We start from the raw sequence: 19,494 nt of genomic DNA on the forward strand, positions 1-19,494 counted from the left end.
ATGGAAAATATATTAGACCTGTGGAACCAAGCCCTTGCTCAAATCGAAAAAAAATTGAGCAAACCGAGTTTCGAGACTTGGATGAAATCAACGAAAGCCCACTCACTGCAAGGAGATACATTGACAATTACCGCTCCTAATGAATTTGCCAGAGACTGGCTGGAGTCCAGATACTTGCATCTCATTGCAGATACTATATATGAATTAACCGGGGAAGAATTGAGCATTAAGTTTGTCATTCCTCAAAATCAAGATGTCGAAGACTTTATGCCAAAACCGCAAGTCAAAAAAGCGGTAAAAGAAGATACATCTGATTTTCCTCAAAATATGCTCAACCCAAAATATACATTTGATACTTTTGTCATCGGATCTGGAAACCGATTCGCTCACGCAGCTTCCCTGGCAGTAGCGGAAGCACCTGCAAAAGCATACAACCCTTTATTTATCTATGGAGGAGTTGGCTTAGGGAAAACACACTTAATGCATGCGATCGGCCATTATGTAATAGATCATAATCCTTCTGCCAAAGTGGTTTATCTGTCTTCTGAGAAATTTACTAACGAGTTCATCAACTCTATTCGGGATAATAAAGCAGTTGATTTCCGCAATCGCTACCGAAATGTTGATGTGCTTTTGATAGATGATATTCAATTTTTAGCCGGGAAAGAACAAACGCAAGAAGAATTTTTCCATACTTTTAACACGCTGCACGAAGAAAGCAAACAAATCGTCATTTCAAGTGATAGACCGCCTAAAGAAATTCCGACACTTGAAGACAGATTGCGTTCACGCTTTGAATGGGGCCTGATTACAGATATCACGCCTCCTGATTTAGAAACGAGAATTGCGATTTTAAGAAAAAAAGCTAAAGCGGAAGGCTTGGATATTCCGAACGAGGTTATGCTTTATATCGCAAATCAAATCGACAGCAACATTCGGGAGCTGGAAGGGGCGTTAATCAGGGTCGTTGCTTATTCATCTTTAATTAATAAAGATATTAATGCCGATCTGGCCGCTGAGGCATTGAAAGATATTATTCCTTCCTCAAAACCGAAAGTGATTACAATAAAAGAAATTCAGAGAGTAGTAGGCCAGCAATTCAATATTAAGCTTGAGGATTTCAAAGCAAAAAAACGGACAAAATCGGTAGCATTCCCGCGTCAAATCGCTATGTACTTATCGAGAGAAATGACCGACTCCTCTCTCCCTAAAATCGGAGAGGAATTCGGAGGACGTGACCATACAACCGTTATTCATGCGCATGAAAAAATTTCAAAACTGCTGGCAGATGATGAACAGCTTCAGCAGCATGTAAAAGAAATTAAGGAACAGCTTAAATAATAGGGCCGGGGATAAATCGGGAGAAGTGTGAATAACTTTTCTAAAGTCATGCACAGTCTATCCACATGTGGATAGGCTGTGTTTCCTGTCTTTTTCACAACTTATCCACAAATCCACAAGCCCTACTATTACTTCTACTACTTTTTTTAAAAAAATATATATATTAAACATTATCCGTTAGGAGGATAAAAATGAAATTTACGATTCAAAAAGATCGTCTTGTTGAAAGTGTCCAAGATGTATTAAAAGCAGTTTCATCCAGAACTACAATTCCGATTTTGACCGGTATTAAGATCGTTGCCTCAGATGAAGGGGTATCTTTTACTGGAAGCGATTCAGATATTTCCATCGAGTCTTTTATTCCAAAAGAAGAAGGAGATAAAGAAATCGTTACGATTGAACAGCCAGGCAGCATTGTATTACAAGCCCGCTTCTTTAGTGAGATTGTAAAAAAACTCCCGATGGCAGCTGTAGAAATCGAAGTGCAAAATCAATATCTGACGATTATCCGCTCTGGAAAAGCCGAATTTAACCTAAATGGGCTTGATGCTGATGAGTATCCGCACTTGCCGCAGATTGAAGAGCATCATGCGATTCAGATCCCTACGGATTTATTAAAAAACCTAATTAGACAAACAGTGTTCGCGGTGTCCACCTCAGAAACACGTCCTATCTTGACAGGTGTAAACTGGAAAGTGGAGAAAAGTGAATTATTATGCACTGCAACGGATAGCCACCGTTTAGCTTTAAGAAAAGCGAAACTTGATATTTCAGAAGACAGATCCTATAACGTCGTGATTCCGGGTAAGAGCTTAACTGAACTCAGCAAGATTTTGGATGACAACCAAGAACTTGTAGATATCGTCATTACAGAAACCCAGGTTCTGTTTAAAGCAAAAAACGTCTTGTTCTTCTCACGCCTGCTGGATGGAAATTATCCGGATACAACCAGCCTTATTCCGCAAGAGAGCAAGACAGAAATCATTGTGAACACCAAAGAATTCCTTCAGGCGATTGATCGTGCATCTCTATTAGCCAGAGAAGGACGCAATAACGTGGTGAAGCTTTCTGCAAAACCTGCTGAATCAATTGAGATTTCTTCTAATTCACCTGAAATCGGAAAAGTGGTGGAAGCGGTTCTTGCAGATCAAATCGAGGGTGAGGAATTAAATATCTCATTTAGTCCAAAATATATGCTGGATGCATTAAAGGTGCTTGAAGGAGCAGAGATACGTGTAAGCTTTACAGGAGCTATGAGACCTTTCTTAATTCGCACGCCGAATGATGAAACAATCGTACAGCTTATCCTCCCTGTCAGAACCTATTAATCCGATATACGGCTGCCGACCTGCTCGGCAGCTTTTCTATTCGTAATCTGCTCCGTCAAGTTTTCCCTTTCCCTAATTCGTTTTTTTTTAGTACAATTAGATATTAGTGATATTTGAAAGAGGTCGATATAATGGCAAATCCGATTTCTATTGATACAGAGATGATTACACTCGGGCAATTTCTGAAATTAGCCGATGTGATTCAGTCAGGCGGCATGGCAAAGTGGTTTTTGAGCGAGCATGAAGTGCTTGTGAACAATGAGCCGGACAATCGCCGCGGCAGAAAGCTGTATGTTGGAGATGTGGTAGAGATTGAAGGATTTGGTTCATTTCAAGTCGTCAATTAAAGCGGGTGACACTGATTGTATATCCAGAACTTAGAACTGACATCTTACCGCAACTATGAACATGCTGAGCTTCAATTTGAAAATAAAGTAAATGTGATCATTGGAGAAAATGCTCAGGGGAAAACAAACCTCATGGAAGCGATCTATGTCTTGTCCATGGCAAAATCGCATCGGACTTCAAATGACAAAGAACTTATCCGGTGGGACAAAGACTATGCTAAAATAGAGGGAAGAGTGATGAAGCAAAACGGAGCGATACCGATGCAGCTCGTCATCTCCAAAAAGGGTAAAAAGGGCAAGGTCAATCATATCGAACAGCAAAAGCTCAGCCAATATGTCGGCGCCCTCAACACCATCATGTTTGCGCCGGAAGATTTAAACCTTGTAAAGGGAAGCCCTCAAGTGAGACGGAGATTTCTTGACATGGAAATCGGCCAAGTTTCTCCTGTCTACCTGTATGACCTTTCTCTTTACCAGAAGATTCTTTCCCAGCGAAATCATTTTTTGAAACAGCTGCAAACAAGAAAACAAACTGACAGAACAATGCTTGATGTTCTGACTGATCAGCTTATTGAAGTTGCCGCAAAAGTCGTCGTAAAACGTCTGCAGTTCACGGCACAGCTCGAAAAATGGGCGCAGCCTATCCATTCGGGCATCTCAAGAGGGCTTGAGGAATTGACGCTGAAGTACCATACGGCGCTTGAGGTATCAGATCCTGAAGACTTGTCGAAAATAGGAGATAGCTATCAAGAAGCGTTTTCTAAATTAAGAGAAAAAGAAATCGAGCGCGGCGTCACGCTGTCTGGACCTCATCGGGATGATGTTCTTTTCTATGTGAACGGACGCGATGTGCAGACGTATGGGTCTCAAGGACAGCAGCGGACGACGGCATTATCCCTTAAGCTGGCTGAGATTGACCTGATCCATGAAGAAATCGGAGAATATCCCATTTTACTATTGGATGATGTGCTGAGTGAGCTGGATGATTATCGCCAATCGCACTTGCTCCATACCATCCAGGGCCGTGTACAAACGTTTGTCACAACGACAAGCGTTGATGGCATTGATCACGAAACCTTACGGCAAGCAGGAATGTTCCGTGTGCAAAATGGTACGTTAGTGAAGTGAAGAAATGAGGTGGGCAATTGTATATTCATTTAGGTGATGATTTTGTGGTTTCAACACGCGATATTATTGGCATTTTTGATTTTAAAGCCAACATGTCGCCAATTGTTGAAGAATTTCTGGAAAAACAGAAACACAAGCTGGTGCCTTCCGTAAACGGCACACCCAAATCTATCGTAGTCACGGTTCAGAATATATATTACTCTCCCTTATCTTCCAGCACATTAAAAAAACGTGCGCAATTTATGGTTGAAATAGATTCTTAGTGATTTTTTATAACGAATATATTGTTTAAGAAAAGTGTAGGTGAATAACGTGGCTATGGAACAGCAGCAAAATAGTTATGATGAAAATCAGATACAGGTACTAGAAGGATTGGAAGCTGTTCGTAAAAGACCGGGGATGTACATCGGTTCAACCAACAGTAAAGGCCTTCACCATCTGGTATGGGAAATTGTCGACAATAGTATTGACGAAGCCCTGGCCGGTTATTGTACAGATATCAATATTCAAATTGAAAAAGACAACAGCATCACGGTAATTGATAATGGCCGCGGGATTCCAGTCGGTATTCATGAGAAAATGGGTCGTCCTGCGGTTGAAGTCATTATGACTGTGCTTCACGCCGGCGGAAAATTTGACGGAAGCGGATATAAAGTGTCCGGAGGTTTGCACGGTGTAGGTGCCTCGGTCGTTAACGCGTTATCAACAGAGCTTGATGTGACTGTTCACCGTGACGGAAAAATCCATCGCCAAGTCTATAACCGCGGTGTCCCGGTTTCTGATCTTGAGGTTATTGGCGAAACGGATCATACAGGAACGACTACACACTTTGTTCCAGATCCTGAAATCTTCACGGAAACAACTGAGTATGAATATGATTTGCTTGCTAACCGTGTTCGCGAACTAGCCTTTTTGACAAAAGGCGTAAACATCACGATTGAAGATAAACGTGAAGGCCAAGAGCGCAAAAATGAGTATCATTACGAAGGCGGAATTAAAAGCTATGTAGAGTATTTAAACCGCTCCAAAGAAGTTGTCCATGAAGAGCCGATTTATATTGAAGGCGAAAAGGACGGCATTACGGTTGAAGTCGCTCTGCAATACAATGACAGCTACACAAGCAATATTTACTCATTTACAAACAATATCAACACGTACGAAGGCGGTACCCACGAAGCCGGTTTTAAAACGGGGCTGACTCGTGTCATCAATGATTACGCCAGAAAAAAAGGACTCATAAAAGAAAATGATCCAAACTTAAGCGGAGATGATGTGAGAGAAGGGCTTACCGCGATTATCTCGATCAAACACCCGGATCCGCAGTTCGAAGGCCAAACGAAAACAAAACTAGGCAACTCAGAGGCACGGACGATCACAGATACGTTATTTTCTGCGGCGTTGGAAACCTTTATGCTGGAAAATCCAGATGCGGCCAAAAAAATCGTTGACAAAGGTTTAATGGCAGCAAGAGCAAGAATGGCTGCGAAAAAAGCGCGTGAATTAACGCGCCGCAAAAGCGCTTTGGAGATTTCAAACCTTCCTGGTAAATTAGCGGACTGCTCTTCGAAAGACCCGAGCATCTCCGAGTTATATATCGTAGAGGGTGACTCTGCCGGAGGATCTGCAAAACAGGGACGTGACAGGCATTTCCAAGCCATTTTGCCGCTAAGAGGTAAAATCCTAAACGTTGAAAAAGCAAGGCTTGATAAAATTCTTTCTAACAACGAAGTTCGTTCTATGATTACTGCACTCGGCACAGGTATCGGGGAAGATTTCAACTTGGAAAAAGCCCGTTATCACAAAGTCGTCATTATGACAGATGCCGACGTTGACGGCGCGCACATCAGAACATTGCTGTTGACGTTCTTTTACAGATATATGCGTCAGATTATCGAAAATGGCTACGTGTACATCGCACAGCCGCCGCTCTACAAAGTCCAGCAGGGTAAACGTGTTGAATATGCATACAATGACAAGCAGCTTGAGGAGTTGTTGCAAACTCTTCCTCAAACGCCTAAGCCTGGATTGCAGCGTTACAAAGGTCTCGGTGAAATGAATGCCACCCAGCTTTGGGAGACAACTATGGACCCGGGCTCAAGAACGCTTCTGCAGGTGACTCTAGAGGATGCAATGGATGCGGATGAAACGTTCGAAATGCTGATGGGAGACAAAGTAGAACCGCGCAGAAATTTCATAGAAGCAAATGCGAGATACGTAAAAAATCTCGATATCTAATAATACAAAGCCTTATTTCCAATAAGAAATAAGGCTTTTTTCTGAACGGGACAGGACGCAGGAATTCTTGTGAAGCCTATATATTCTAGTAATTTAATGTGTATAAGTATAAGTTTATTGATATAATGGAGAATAGTGAAATCGTATTGAAGATCATAATGGACAATCTACTCCCACATAATTTCATGTGATACTTCAGGGAGGTTTTTTAATGAGTGAACAAAACACACCAAAAGTTCGTGAAATAAATATCAGTCAGGAAATGCGCACGTCCTTTTTGGATTATGCGATGAGCGTTATCGTATCCCGGGCACTGCCGGATGTGCGTGATGGTTTAAAACCGGTTCACAGACGGATTTTATACGCGATGAATGATTTAGGCATGACGAGTGACAAGCCGTATAAAAAATCGGCTCGTATCGTCGGAGAAGTTATCGGGAAATACCACCCTCACGGTGATTCAGCGGTATATGAATCTATGGTCAGAATGGCGCAGGATTTCAACTACCGTTATATGCTGGTGGACGGTCATGGAAACTTTGGTTCTGTAGACGGAGACTCAGCCGCTGCGATGCGGTACACCGAAGCCAGAATGTCTAAGATCGCCATGGAAATTCTGCGAGACATTACAAAAGACACGATTGATTACCAAGATAACTATGATGGTTCAGAGAGAGAACCTGTTGTCATGCCGTCAAGATTCCCGAACCTGCTTGTAAATGGAGCAGCCGGTATTGCAGTCGGAATGGCTACAAATATACCGCCGCACCAGCTTGGAGAAATTATTGACGGAGTGCTTGCCGTAAGCGAGAACAAGGACATAACAATCCAAGAGCTGATGGAATTCATTCCTGGACCGGATTTTCCGACTGCCGGACAAATTTTAGGCAGAAGCGGAATTCGCAAGGCATATGAATCCGGAAGAGGTTCTATTACGATTCGGGCAAAAGCAGAAATTGAAGAAACTTCGTCAGGGAAAGAAAGAATTTTAGTAACAGAACTCCCTTATCAGGTGAATAAGGCGCGTCTAATTGAGAAGATTGCTGATCTTGTCAGAGATAAGAAAATTGAAGGAATAACTGATTTGCGTGACGAATCTGACCGTAACGGTATGCGGATTGTCATTGAAATCAGACGAGATGCCAATGCGCATGTTATCCTGAACAATCTTTACAAACAAACGGCCCTGCAAACTTCCTTCGGGATTAACATGCTGGCGCTGGTTGACGGTGAGCCGAAAGTATTAAATTTAAAGCAATGCCTCGTGCATTATCTAGATCACCAAAAAGTCGTTATCAGACGCCGTACTGCTTATGAATTGCGTAAAGCGGAGGCGAGAGCGCATATCTTGGAAGGGTTAAGGATTGCTCTTGATCATCTTGATGCAGTTATTTCCCTTATCCGCAACTCTCAAACGGCTGAAATTGCGAGAACAGGGTTAATTGAACAATTCTCGCTGACCGAAAAACAAGCCCAAGCTATTCTAGACATGAGGCTCCAGCGTTTAACAGGGTTGGAACGAGAAAAGATTGAAGAAGAATACCAATCCCTTATTAAATTAATTGCAGAGCTTAAAGAAATCTTGGCCAATGAAGAAAAAGTGCTTGAGATCATCCGTGAAGAGCTCACAGAAATTAAAGAGCGTTTCAACGATGTAAGACGCACTGAGATTGTTACTGCCGGCCTTGAAACAATTGAAGATGAAGATCTCATCGAAAGAGAAAACATCGTTGTCACTCTGACGCATAACGGATATATCAAACGTCTGCCTGCTTCGACTTACCGCAGTCAAAAGCGCGGAGGAAAAGGCGTTCAGGGAATGGGGACAAACGAAGATGATTTCGTTGAACATCTGATTTCTACTTCAACACATGACACGATTCTCTTCTTCTCCAACAAAGGGAAAGTGTATCGTTCAAAAGGGTATGAAATTCCTGAATACGGTAGAACTGCTAAGGGAATCCCGATTATCAATCTGTTGGAGGTAGAAAAAGGTGAATGGATTAACGCAATAATCCCAGTCACTGCATTCGAAGAAGATCTCTATCTCTTCTTCACAACAAAACATGGGGTTTCAAAACGCACTTCACTGTCTCAGTTTGCTAATATCCGTAACAATGGCTTAATTGCGCTGAGCCTGCGTGAAGATGATGAATTAATGGGTGTCCGGCTTACTGACGGCACAAAACAAATCATCATCGGAACGAAAAACGGCCTGCTGATTCGTTTCTCTGAAACAGATGTTAGGGAAATGGGAAGAACAGCGGCAGGCGTAAAAGGCATCACCCTTACTGACGACGATATTGTCGTCGGCATGGAAATATTAGAGGAAGAATCTGATGTCCTTATCGTGACCGAGAAAGGTTACGGCAAACGAACTCCGGCTGAAGAATACAGAACTCAAAGCCGAGGCGGAAAAGGACTGAAAACATGTAAAATCACGGAGAACAACGGCCATTTAGTAGCGGTGAAAGCTACCAAAGGTGAAGAGGATCTGATGATTATTACTGCCAGCGGTGTACTGATCAGAATGGATATCAATGATATCTCAACTACCGGACGCGTAACTCAAGGTGTACGTCTCATCAGAATGGCGGAACAAGAGCATGTGGCCACAGTCGCATTAGTTGAGAAAAACGATGATAATGAAGAAAATGAGCAAGAAGAGACAGAAGAAAGTTAAGAAAAAGCGCAGCCATACCAGCTGCGCTTTTTTATATCAAAAACTCTTTACAACGAGAAGATTTATGGTATAATCATTTCTGTTGTCTTTTAAAAGACATAGACATTACTAGATGAAAACATTTTTTAAAAAAGTGTTGACCTAGTTAACTAAAAATGTTACTATTAAGTAGTCGCTTCGAGAGAGGCGCACAAAGTTCTTTGAAAACTAAACAAGACAAAACGTACCTGTTAATTCAAGTTTTATTATAAAATCGCACAGTGATGTGCGTAGTCAGTCAAACTACTTTATCGGAGAGTTTGATCCTGGCTCAGGACGAACGCTGGCGGCGTGCCTAATACATGCAAGTCGAGCGGACAGATGGGAGCTTGCTCCCTGATGTTAGCGGCGGACGGGTGAGTAACACGTGGGTAACCTGCCTGTAAGACTGGGATAACTCCGGGAAACCGGGGCTAATACCGGATGCTTGTTTGAACCGCATGGTTCAAACATAAAAGGTGGCTTCGGCTACCACTTACAGATGGACCCGCGGCGCATTAGCTAGTTGGTGAGGTAATGGCTCACCAAGGCAACGATGCGTAGCCGACCTGAGAGGGTGATCGGCCACACTGGGACTGAGACACGGCCCAGACTCCTACGGGAGGCAGCAGTAGGGAATCTTCCGCAATGGACGAAAGTCTGACGGAGCAACGCCGCGTGAGTGATGAAGGTTTTCGGATCGTAAAGCTCTGTTGTTAGGGAAGAACAAGTACCGTTCGAATAGGGCGGTACCTTGACGGTACCTAACCAGAAAGCCACGGCTAACTACGTGCCAGCAGCCGCGGTAATACGTAGGTGGCAAGCGTTGTCCGGAATTATTGGGCGTAAAGGGCTCGCAGGCGGTTCCTTAAGTCTGATGTGAAAGCCCCCGGCTCAACCGGGGAGGGTCATTGGAAACTGGGGAACTTGAGTGCAGAAGAGGAGAGTGGAATTCCACGTGTAGCGGTGAAATGCGTAGAGATGTGGAGGAACACCAGTGGCGAAGGCGACTCTCTGGTCTGTAACTGACGCTGAGGAGCGAAAGCGTGGGGAGCGAACAGGATTAGATACCCTGGTAGTCCACGCCGTAAACGATGAGTGCTAAGTGTTAGGGGGTTTCCGCCCCTTAGTGCTGCAGCTAACGCATTAAGCACTCCGCCTGGGGAGTACGGTCGCAAGACTGAAACTCAAAGGAATTGACGGGGGCCCGCACAAGCGGTGGAGCATGTGGTTTAATTCGAAGCAACGCGAAGAACCTTACCAGGTCTTGACATCCTCTGACAATCCTAGAGATAGGACGTCCCCTTCGGGGGCAGAGTGACAGGTGGTGCATGGTTGTCGTCAGCTCGTGTCGTGAGATGTTGGGTTAAGTCCCGCAACGAGCGCAACCCTTGATCTTAGTTGCCAGCATTCAGTTGGGCACTCTAAGGTGACTGCCGGTGACAAACCGGAGGAAGGTGGGGATGACGTCAAATCATCATGCCCCTTATGACCTGGGCTACACACGTGCTACAATGGACAGAACAAAGGGCAGCGAAACCGCGAGGTTAAGCCAATCCCACAAATCTGTTCTCAGTTCGGATCGCAGTCTGCAACTCGACTGCGTGAAGCTGGAATCGCTAGTAATCGCGGATCAGCATGCCGCGGTGAATACGTTCCCGGGCCTTGTACACACCGCCCGTCACACCACGAGAGTTTGTAACACCCGAAGTCGGTGAGGTAACCTTTATGGAGCCAGCCGCCGAAGGTGGGACAGATGATTGGGGTGAAGTCGTAACAAGGTAGCCGTATCGGAAGGTGCGGCTGGATCACCTCCTTTCTAAGGATATTTACGGAATATAAGACCTTGGGTCTTATAAACAGAACGTTCCCTGTCTTGTTTAGTTTTGAAGGAACTTTGTTCCTTGAATAAGTTAAGATGGGCCTGTAGCTCAGCTGGTTAGAGCGCACGCCTGATAAGCGTGAGGTCGGTGGTTCGAGTCCACTCAGGCCCACCATCTTATACAAATGGGGCCTTAGCTCAGCTGGGAGAGCGCCTGCTTTGCACGCAGGAGGTCAGCGGTTCGATCCCGCTAGGCTCCACCAACGTGTTCTTTGAAAACTAGATAACAGTAGACATCACATTCAATTAGTAACACAAGATATCACATAGTGATTCTTTTTAACGGTTAAGTTAGAAAGGGCGCACGGTGGATGCCTTGGCACTAGGAGCCGATGAAGGACGGGACGAACACCGATATGCTTCGGGGAGCTGTAAGCAAGCTTTGATCCGGAGATTTCCGAATGGGGAAACCCACCACTCGTAATGGAGTGGTATCCATATCTGAATTCATAGGATATGAGAAGGCAGACCCGGGGAACTGAAACATCTAAGTACCCGGAGGAAGAGAAAGCAAATGCGATTCCCTGAGTAGCGGCGAGCGAAACGGGATTAGCCCAAACCAAGAGGCTTGCCTCTTGGGGTTGTAGGACACTCTGTACGGAGTTACAAAGGAACGAGGTAGATGAAGAGGTCTGGAAAGGCCCGCCATAGGAGGTAACAGCCCTGTAGTCAAAACTTCGTTCTCTCCAGAGTGGATCCTGAGTACGGCGGAACACGTGAAATTCCGTCGGAATCCGGGAGGACCATCTCCCAAGGCTAAATACTCCCTAGTGACCGATAGTGAACCAGTACCGTGAGGGAAAGGTGAAAAGCACCCCGGAAGGGGAGTGAAAGAGATCCTGAAACCGTGTGCCTACAAGTAGTCAGAGCCCGTTAACGGGTGATGGCGTGCCTTTTGTAGAATGAACCGGCGAGTTACGATCCCGTGCAAGGTTAAGCAGAAGATGCGGAGCCGCAGCGAAAGCGAGTCTGAATAGGGCGCATGAGTACGTGGTCGTAGACCCGAAACCAGGTGATCTACCCATGTCCAGGGTGAAGTTCAGGTAACACTGAATGGAGGCCCGAACCCACGCACGTTGAAAAGTGCGGGGATGAGGTGTGGGTAGGGGTGAAATGCCAATCGAACCTGGAGATAGCTGGTTCTCTCCGAAATAGCTTTAGGGCTAGCCTCAAGGTAAGAGTCTTGGAGGTAGAGCACTGATTGGACTAGGGGCCCCTACCGGGTTACCGAATTCAGTCAAACTCCGAATGCCAATGACTTATCCTTGGGAGTCAGACTGCGAGTGATAAGATCCGTAGTCGAAAGGGAAACAGCCCAGACCGCCAGCTAAGGTCCCAAAGTATACGTTAAGTGGAAAAGGATGTGGAGTTGCTTAGACAACCAGGATGTTGGCTTAGAAGCAGCCACCATTTAAAGAGTGCGTAATAGCTCACTGGTCGAGTGACTCTGCGCCGAAAATGTACCGGGGCTAAACGTATCACCGAAGCTGCGGACTGTTCTTCGAACAGTGGTAGGAGAGCGTTCTAAGGGCTGTGAAGCCAGACCGGAAGGACTGGTGGAGCGCTTAGAAGTGAGAATGCCGGTATGAGTAGCGAAAGAGGGGTGAGAATCCCCTCCACCGAATGCCTAAGGTTTCCTGAGGAAGGCTCGTCCGCTCAGGGTTAGTCGGGACCTAAGCCGAGGCCGAAAGGCGTAGGCGATGGACAACAGGTTGATATTCCTGTACCACCTCCTCACCATTTGAGCAATGGGGGGACGCAGGAGGATAGGGTAAGCGCGGTATTGGATATCCGCGTCCAAGCAGTTAGGCTGGGAAATAGGCAAATCCGTTTCCCATAAGGCTGAGCTGTGATGGCGAGCGAAATATAGTAGCGAAGTTCCTGATTCCACACTGCCAAGAAAAGCCTCTAGCGAGGTGAGAGGTGCCCGTACCGCAAACCGACACAGGTAGGCGAGGAGAGAATCCTAAGGTGATCGAGAGAACTCTCGTTAAGGAACTCGGCAAAATGACCCCGTAACTTCGGGAGAAGGGGTGCTCTGTTAGGGTGCAAGCCCGAGAGAGCCGCAGTGAATAGGCCCAGGCGACTGTTTAGCAAAAACACAGGTCTCTGCGAAGCCGTAAGGCGAAGTATAGGGGCTGACGCCTGCCCGGTGCTGGAAGGTTAAGAGGAGCGCTTAGCGTAAGCGAAGGTGCGAATTGAAGCCCCAGTAAACGGCGGCCGTAACTATAACGGTCCTAAGGTAGCGAAATTCCTTGTCGGGTAAGTTCCGACCCGCACGAAAGGCGCAACGATCTGGGCACTGTCTCAACGAGAGACTCGGTGAAATTATAGTACCTGTGAAGATGCAGGTTACCCGCGACAGGACGGAAAGACCCCGTGGAGCTTTACTGCAGCCTGATATTGAATGTTGGTACAGCTTGTACAGGATAGGTAGGAGCCTTGGAAACCGGAGCGCCAGCTTCGGTGGAGGCATCGGTGGGATACTACCCTGGCTGTATTGACCTTCTAACCCGCCGCCCTTATCGGGCGGGGAGACAGTGTCAGGTGGGCAGTTTGACTGGGGCGGTCGCCTCCTAAAAGGTAACGGAGGCGCCCAAAGGTTCCCTCAGAATGGTTGGAAATCATTCGCAGAGTGTAAAGGCACAAGGGAGCTTGACTGCGAGACCTACAAGTCGAGCAGGGACGAAAGTCGGGCTTAGTGATCCGGTGGTTCCGCATGGAAGGGCCATCGCTCAACGGATAAAAGCTACCCCGGGGATAACAGGCTTATCTCCCCCAAGAGTCCACATCGACGGGGAGGTTTGGCACCTCGATGTCGGCTCATCGCATCCTGGGGCTGTAGTCGGTCCCAAGGGTTGGGCTGTTCGCCCATTAAAGCGGTACGCGAGCTGGGTTCAGAACGTCGTGAGACAGTTCGGTCCCTATCCGTCGCGGGCGCAGGAAATTTGAGAGGAGCTGTCCTTAGTACGAGAGGACCGGGATGGACGCACCGCTGGTGTACCAGTTGTTCTGCCAAGGGCATCGCTGGGTAGCTATGTGCGGACGGGATAAGTGCTGAAAGCATCTAAGCATGAAGCCCCCCTCAAGATGAGATTTCCCATTCCGCAAGGAAGTAAGATCCCTGAAAGATGATCAGGTTGATAGGTCTGAGGTGGAAGTGTGGCGACACATGGAGCTGACAGATACTAATCGATCGAGGACTTAACCTAATGTCTAATGATGTCACATCTGTTATCTAGTTTTGAGAGAACACTCTCAATTGTTTGGTGGCGATAGCGAAGAGGTCACACCCGTTCCCATGCCGAACACGGAAGTTAAGCTCTTCAGCGCCGATGGTAGTCGGGGGTTTCCCCCTGTGAGAGTAGGACGCCGCCAAGCAAGGGTAAACCCAGCTCATTGAGCTGGGTTTTTTGTTTATATATATTGTTGAAGAAATTTCAAAACGTATTTGGGAAATTTGTTTTCCGTTACCATTAAAAACTGTTGAATCAACACGTAATCATCACTGACATGCTGCGTTAACAGCTCATACCACCATTCTGTCTCATACCTCGCAATCATTCCTATGTTGTACAAAATTAAATAATGGATTGTTATTTCCGGAAGTTTAAGAAACTGATCTCGTTTAGAAGGAATATAATATTGTCTTTTGTCCAAATCAAATAATAGGCTGATTGACGTCCATGGATTTATGTCTTGCCGCGAAAGATGGAATAGCAGGTCATCTTTATCTTTCTTCAAAAAGGTCCATTTAAAATGATGAGACATATATTCAACAAATCGTGAATCGGACATCTTATAATCAATCACGATATCCTCTGGTATAGAAACCATGTCTTTTTCCTTCTCAACCTTTGTAATAAAGCATTCCTTTTTCTGAAATTGAAAAATATCACTTAATTCTGGGATAGCGGCTAATAACTTTTTCATAGTATACCGTTCATCTTCTATACCTGATTGACCAAATAAGTGTTTCATGAAGTGCATACATAAACCGTTGCGTTGTATTTTCACTTCATCATCGCTAAAACAATAATTTTGCTTCTTTCTTTTACGCGCTGTGACGCCATGTGCGAGAACGGATGTATGGCTTGGGTAGTGAGGATCCTGTGTGATGAGACATGCTTTGATCAGCTGCGACATCCCGTAGAATAAAAGAATCGGTTTGATTTCTAAAGGCGAGCAAGAGGCTTGCTTATAAAATGATTCAGCATGCTTCAAGAAGAAAATAAACCGCTCACTGTTTTTAAAAGAGTTCTGTTTCGCCTCAACTGCACCATTTAAGACATAGACTTTTTCTAGAAATTTCTGGGTTGATTCTACGGAGTAAAATAGCGCTAAGTCTTTCCAATCATGATATGTCATATGTATTTCTAATTCCTTTCCGTTATCTAAATATTTCAACTCTTTTTCGGTTCCTTGACATGCTCTTGGCTTGTTGATAATCTACATATAATATTTTGCCGAAAAGAGGGGGATTTACTAATGTGGGAAAGTAAATTTTCAAAAGAAGGCTTAACGTTCGACGATGTGCTGCTTGTACCAGCTAAGTCAGAGGTACTTCCGCGTGATGTGGATTTATCTGTTGAACTTACAAAGACGTTAAAGCTGAATATTCCTGTCATCAGCGCAGGTATGGACACTGTAACAGAATCAGCAATGGCGATTGCAATGGCTAGACAGGGCGGCTTGGGCATCATTCATAAAAATATGTCGATCGAGCAGCAGGCTGAACAAGTTGATAAAGTAAAACGCTCTGAACGAGGCGTTATTACAAATCCCTTCTTTTTAACTCCTGATCACCAAGTTTTTGATGCGGAGCATTTGATGGGGAAATACAGAATTTCCGGTGTTCCGATTGTAGATAACAAAGAAGACCAAAAGCTTGTCGGTATTATCACTAACCGCGACCTTCGTTTTATTTCTGATTACTCAATGAAAATCAGTGATGTCATGACAAAAGAAGAACTTGTCACTGCGCCGGTTGGAACGACTTTAGACGAAGCTGAAAAGATTTTGCAGAAACATAAAATTGAAAAGCTTCCACTCGTTGATGATCAAAATAAATTAAAAGGTCTTATCACGATTAAAGACATTGAAAAAGTTATCGAGTTCCCTAACTCATCTAAAGACATTCACGGACGTTTGATCGTTGGCGCGGCAGTTGGTGTAACTGGCGACACGATGACACGCGTGAAAAAGCTTGTAGAAGCCAATGTGGATGTCATTGTTATCGATACAGCACACGGGCATTCTCAAGGCGTGTTAAACACAGTGACAAAAATCCGTGAAACGTATCCTGATTTAAATATTATCGCTGGAAACGTAGCAACAGCTGAAGCGACAAAAGCACTCTACGAAGCTGGTGCTGATGTTGTCAAAGTAGGAATCGGACCTGGTTCAATTTGTACTACTCGTGTGGTAGCAGGTGTTGGTGTGCCTCAAATCACAGCGATTTATGACTGTGCGACTGAAGCAAGAAAACATGGCAAAACAATTATCGCAGACGGCGGAATTAAATTCTCAGGCGATATTGCAAAAGCATTGGCAGCCGGCGGACATGCTGTTATGCTTGGAAGCTTGCTGGCAGGTACGTCAGAAAGCCCTGGTGAAACTGAAATCTACCAAGGCAGAAGATTCAAAGTATACCGCGGTATGGGATCTGTGGCTGCAATGGAAAAAGGAAGTAAAGACCGTTACTTCCAAGAAGAAAATAAAAAATTCGTTCCAGAAGGCATTGAAGGACGCACACCTTACAAGGGACCGGTTGAAGAAACAGTTTATCAGCTAGTCGGCGGTCTTCGTTCTGGTATGGGATATTGCGGATCTAAAGATCTTCGCGCTTTAAGAGAAGAAGCTCAGTTCATTCGTATGACTGGTGCAGGCCTTCGTGAAAGCCATCCGCATGATGTACAGATTACAAAAGAATCACCGAACTATACAATTTCATAAATAAATTGTTACAAATTAAAAACATTTGACAGGGTCTCTGACTCTGTCTATTTTTTTTATACCGATTATGATAAAATTTATACTGTTGTGCATTGAAAATGTCCTTAACGGCTTAATTATAGATGAAGAAAAATGAAATACGGAGGTCGTACGATTGAACATCAAGAAATGTAAACAGCTATTGATGTCATTGGTTGTTTTAACACTGGCCGTAACTTGCCTGACTCCAATGTCAAAAGCAAAGGCTGCCAGCGATCCAATTGATATCAACGCATCAGCTGCTATTATGATCGAAGCTTCTTCAGGTAAAATTCTTTACAGCAAAAATGCAGAGAAAAGACTGCCAATTGCAAGTATGACAAAGATGATGACAGAGTATCTGTTATTAGAAGCAATTGATGAAGGCAAAGTAAAATGGGATCAGACCTATACGCCTGATGACTATGTGTATGAGATTTCCCAAGATAACAGTTTATCAAACGTCCCTCTTCGGAAAGACGGAAAATACACAGTAAAAGAACTTTATCAAGCGACAGCAATCTATTCTGCAAATGCGGCTGCGATTGCCATTGCAGAAGTTATTGCAGGCTCTGAAACAAAGTTCGTTGAAAAAATGAATGCAAAAGCAAAAGAACTGGGATTAACAAATTACAAATTTGTTAATGCAACAGGTCTTGAAAACAAAGATCTTCACGGCAAGCAGCCTGAAGGGACAAGCGTAGATGAAGAAAGTGAAGTTTCTGCTAAGGACATGGCTATCCTTGCAGATCACCTGATTACTGACTACCCTGAGATTTTAGAAACTTCCAGCATCTCAAAAATGAAGTTCAGAAAGGGCACAGATGATGAAATGGACATGCCGAACTGGAACTTTATGCTGAAGGGTCTTGTCAGCGAGTACAAAGGTGCAACTGTAGATGGACTGAAAACAGGTTCTACTGACTCTGCGGGTTCATGTTTTACAGGAACAGCTGAAAGAAACGGAATGCGTGTCATCACTGTGGTGTTAAACGCAAAAGGCAACATTCACACTGGCCGTTTCGATGAAACGAAAAAAATGTTTGATTATGCTTTCAACAATTTCTCTATGAAAGAAATTTATGCTGAAGGCGATCAGGTAAAAGGCCATAAAACCATTTCTGTAGATAAAGGTAAAGAGAAAGAAGTAGGCATTGTCACAAGCAAGGCATTTTCTCTTCCTGTCAAAAATGGTGAAGAAAAGAATTACAAAGCAAAAGTCACTTTAAACAAAGACACTTTGACTGCCCCTGTGAAAAAAGGGACGAAGGTTGGGAAACTGACTGCGGAATATACAGGTGATGAAAAGGACTATGGATTCCTTAACAGCAGCCTGGCAGGTGTAGACCTTGTGACGAAAGAAAATGTAGATAAAGCAAACTGGTTTGTTTTAACAATGCGCAGCATCGGCGGATTCTTCGCTGGTATCTGGGGAAGCATTGTTGATACAGTAACTGGCTGGTTTTAATGAATTGAAAGAGCTCTGATTGATGTTAGGGCTCTTTCGCTTAATATACTGAAAAAACCCAATTTTTAATAAAAAATGATTTTCAAAGCCCTAAAAACCGAATAAAATAAGTTATATCCATATGAATTATTGGATTTCTAGGATACAATAAGAAATAGAAATCATATACTATACCTTGATTAGGGGGACCAAGAAATGGCTCAAACAGGTACTGAACGTGTAAAACGCGGAATGGCAGAAATGCAAAAAGGCGGCGTCATCATGGACGTCATCAATGCGGAACAAGCGAAAATTGCTGAAGAGGCTGGAGCTGTCGCTGTAATGGCGCTAGAACGTGTACCAGCTGATATTCGTGCGGCTGGAGGAGTTGCCCGTATGGCTGACCCTACGATCGTGGAAGAGGTAATGAATGCTGTATCCATCCCGGTAATGGCAAAAGCGCGTATCGGACATATTGTTGAAGCGCGTGTGCTTGAAGCTATGGGAGTTGACTATATTGATGAAAGTGAAGTTCTGACTCCGGCTGACGAAGAATTTCATTTGAATAAAAATGAATATACAGTTCCTTTCGTATGCGGCTGCCGTGACCTCGGCGAAGCAACACGCCGTATTGCTGAAGGCGCTTCTATGCTTCGTACAAAAGGTGAGCCTGGTACTGGTAATATCGTCGAAGCTGTTCGCCATATGCGCAAGGTAAACGCTCAAGTGCGCAAAGTAGTTGCAATGAGCGATGACGAGCTGATGACTGAAGCGAAAAATTTGGGAGCACCTTATGAGCTGCTTCAACAAATTAAAAGAGACGGTAAACTTCCTGTCGTTAACTTTGCGGCTGGCGGCGTAGCAACTCCTGCTGATGCGGCACTTATGATGCAGCTTGGCGCTGACGGTGTATTTGTTGGTTCTGGTATCTTCAAATCAGACAATCCTGCAAAATTCGCAAAAGCAATTGTGGAAGCGACAACTCACTTCACTGATTATAAATTGATTGCAGAGCTTTCAAAAGAGCTTGGAACTGCAATGAAAGGGATCGAAATCTCAAATTTACTTCCAGAACAGCGTATGCAAGAACGCGGCTGGTAAGAATATAGGAG

Annotated in this window: 11 protein-coding genes, 2 tRNA genes and 3 rRNA genes; 15 read left to right on the forward strand and 1 reads right to left on the reverse strand. The window is 44.5% G+C overall.

Annotated elements, in window-relative coordinates; genetic code table 11:
- The 12 genes from dnaA to rrf all read left to right on the forward strand — a co-directional run bounded on the left by dnaA (window position 1) and on the right by rrf (window position 14,343).
- Window positions 1-1,341: a chromosomal replication initiator protein DnaA gene (gene dnaA / locus P3L57_RS00005; protein WP_003242674.1), complete on the forward strand. Its 1,341-nt coding sequence runs from the start codon at window positions 1-3 to the stop codon at window positions 1,339-1,341.
- A 191-nt stretch (window positions 1,342-1,532) separates the two neighbouring features.
- Window positions 1,533-2,669, forward strand: coding sequence for a DNA polymerase III subunit beta (dnaN, locus tag P3L57_RS00010; protein WP_010332674.1), 1,137 nt, complete (start codon window positions 1,533-1,535; stop codon window positions 2,667-2,669).
- Window positions 2,670-2,800: 131 nt separating this feature from the next.
- Window positions 2,801-3,016, forward strand: coding sequence for a ribosome maturation protein RlbA (gene rlbA / locus P3L57_RS00015; protein ID WP_003219264.1), 216 nt, complete (start codon window positions 2,801-2,803; stop codon window positions 3,014-3,016).
- A 15-nt stretch (window positions 3,017-3,031) separates the two neighbouring features.
- On the forward strand, window positions 3,032-4,144 hold the full coding sequence (gene recF / locus P3L57_RS00020) for a DNA replication/repair protein RecF (protein ID WP_024123582.1): 1,113 nt from the start codon (window positions 3,032-3,034) through the stop codon (window positions 4,142-4,144).
- Between the two features lie 17 nt (window positions 4,145-4,161).
- Window positions 4,162-4,407: an extracellular matrix regulator RemB gene (gene remB, locus P3L57_RS00025; protein WP_024123583.1), complete on the forward strand. Its 246-nt coding sequence runs from the start codon at window positions 4,162-4,164 to the stop codon at window positions 4,405-4,407.
- A gap of 55 nt (window positions 4,408-4,462) precedes the next feature.
- Entirely contained in the window at window positions 4,463-6,379 is a 1,917-nt protein-coding gene (gene gyrB, locus P3L57_RS00030; RefSeq protein ID WP_024123584.1) for a DNA topoisomerase (ATP-hydrolyzing) subunit B, read from the forward strand.
- A 211-nt stretch (window positions 6,380-6,590) separates the two neighbouring features.
- Entirely contained in the window at window positions 6,591-9,062 is a 2,472-nt protein-coding gene (gene gyrA / locus P3L57_RS00035) for a DNA gyrase subunit A (RefSeq protein ID WP_044160296.1), read from the forward strand.
- Between the two features lie 287 nt (window positions 9,063-9,349).
- Window positions 9,350-10,899 (forward strand): 16S ribosomal RNA (locus tag P3L57_RS00040).
- A 101-nt stretch (window positions 10,900-11,000) separates the two neighbouring features.
- Window positions 11,001-11,077 (forward strand) — tRNA-Ile (locus P3L57_RS00045).
- A 12-nt stretch (window positions 11,078-11,089) separates the two neighbouring features.
- A tRNA-Ala gene (locus tag P3L57_RS00050) sits at window positions 11,090-11,165 on the forward strand.
- Between the two features lie 81 nt (window positions 11,166-11,246).
- Window positions 11,247-14,174: ribosomal RNA gene (locus P3L57_RS00055) — 23S ribosomal RNA — on the forward strand.
- A gap of 53 nt (window positions 14,175-14,227) precedes the next feature.
- Window positions 14,228-14,343, forward strand: a 5S ribosomal RNA gene (gene rrf, locus P3L57_RS00060).
- The 16S, 23S and 5S rRNA genes sit together here with 2 tRNA genes alongside, the layout of an rRNA operon.
- 36 nt (window positions 14,344-14,379) lie before the next feature.
- Here the strand turns inward: rrf and P3L57_RS00065 are convergent.
- Window positions 14,380-15,330, reverse strand: a complete 951-nt coding sequence (locus P3L57_RS00065; RefSeq protein WP_069487712.1) for a YaaC family protein — start codon at window positions 15,328-15,330, stop codon at window positions 14,380-14,382.
- A 120-nt stretch (window positions 15,331-15,450) separates the two neighbouring features.
- On the opposite strand from P3L57_RS00065, the gene guaB reads away from it, so the two are divergent.
- From guaB to pdxS, 3 genes are all read left to right on the forward strand, one after another.
- Window positions 15,451-16,917 (forward strand): IMP dehydrogenase, encoded by a 1,467-nt coding sequence (gene guaB, locus P3L57_RS00070; RefSeq protein WP_044153635.1) that lies wholly within the window; start codon window positions 15,451-15,453, stop codon window positions 16,915-16,917.
- Window positions 16,918-17,071: 154 nt separating this feature from the next.
- Window positions 17,072-18,403, forward strand: a complete 1,332-nt coding sequence (gene dacA, locus P3L57_RS00075) for a D-alanyl-D-alanine carboxypeptidase (RefSeq protein ID WP_024123588.1) — start codon at window positions 17,072-17,074, stop codon at window positions 18,401-18,403.
- A gap of 195 nt (window positions 18,404-18,598) precedes the next feature.
- Window positions 18,599-19,483: a pyridoxal 5'-phosphate synthase lyase subunit PdxS gene (pdxS, locus tag P3L57_RS00080; protein WP_024123589.1), complete on the forward strand. Its 885-nt coding sequence runs from the start codon at window positions 18,599-18,601 to the stop codon at window positions 19,481-19,483.
- The last annotated feature ends 11 nt before the right edge of the window (window positions 19,484-19,494 follow it).

The sequence above is a fragment of the Bacillus sp. B28 genome, assembly GCF_029536185.1.
In the GTDB taxonomy this organism is placed as follows: Bacteria; Bacillota; Bacilli; order Bacillales; family Bacillaceae; genus Bacillus; species Bacillus halotolerans.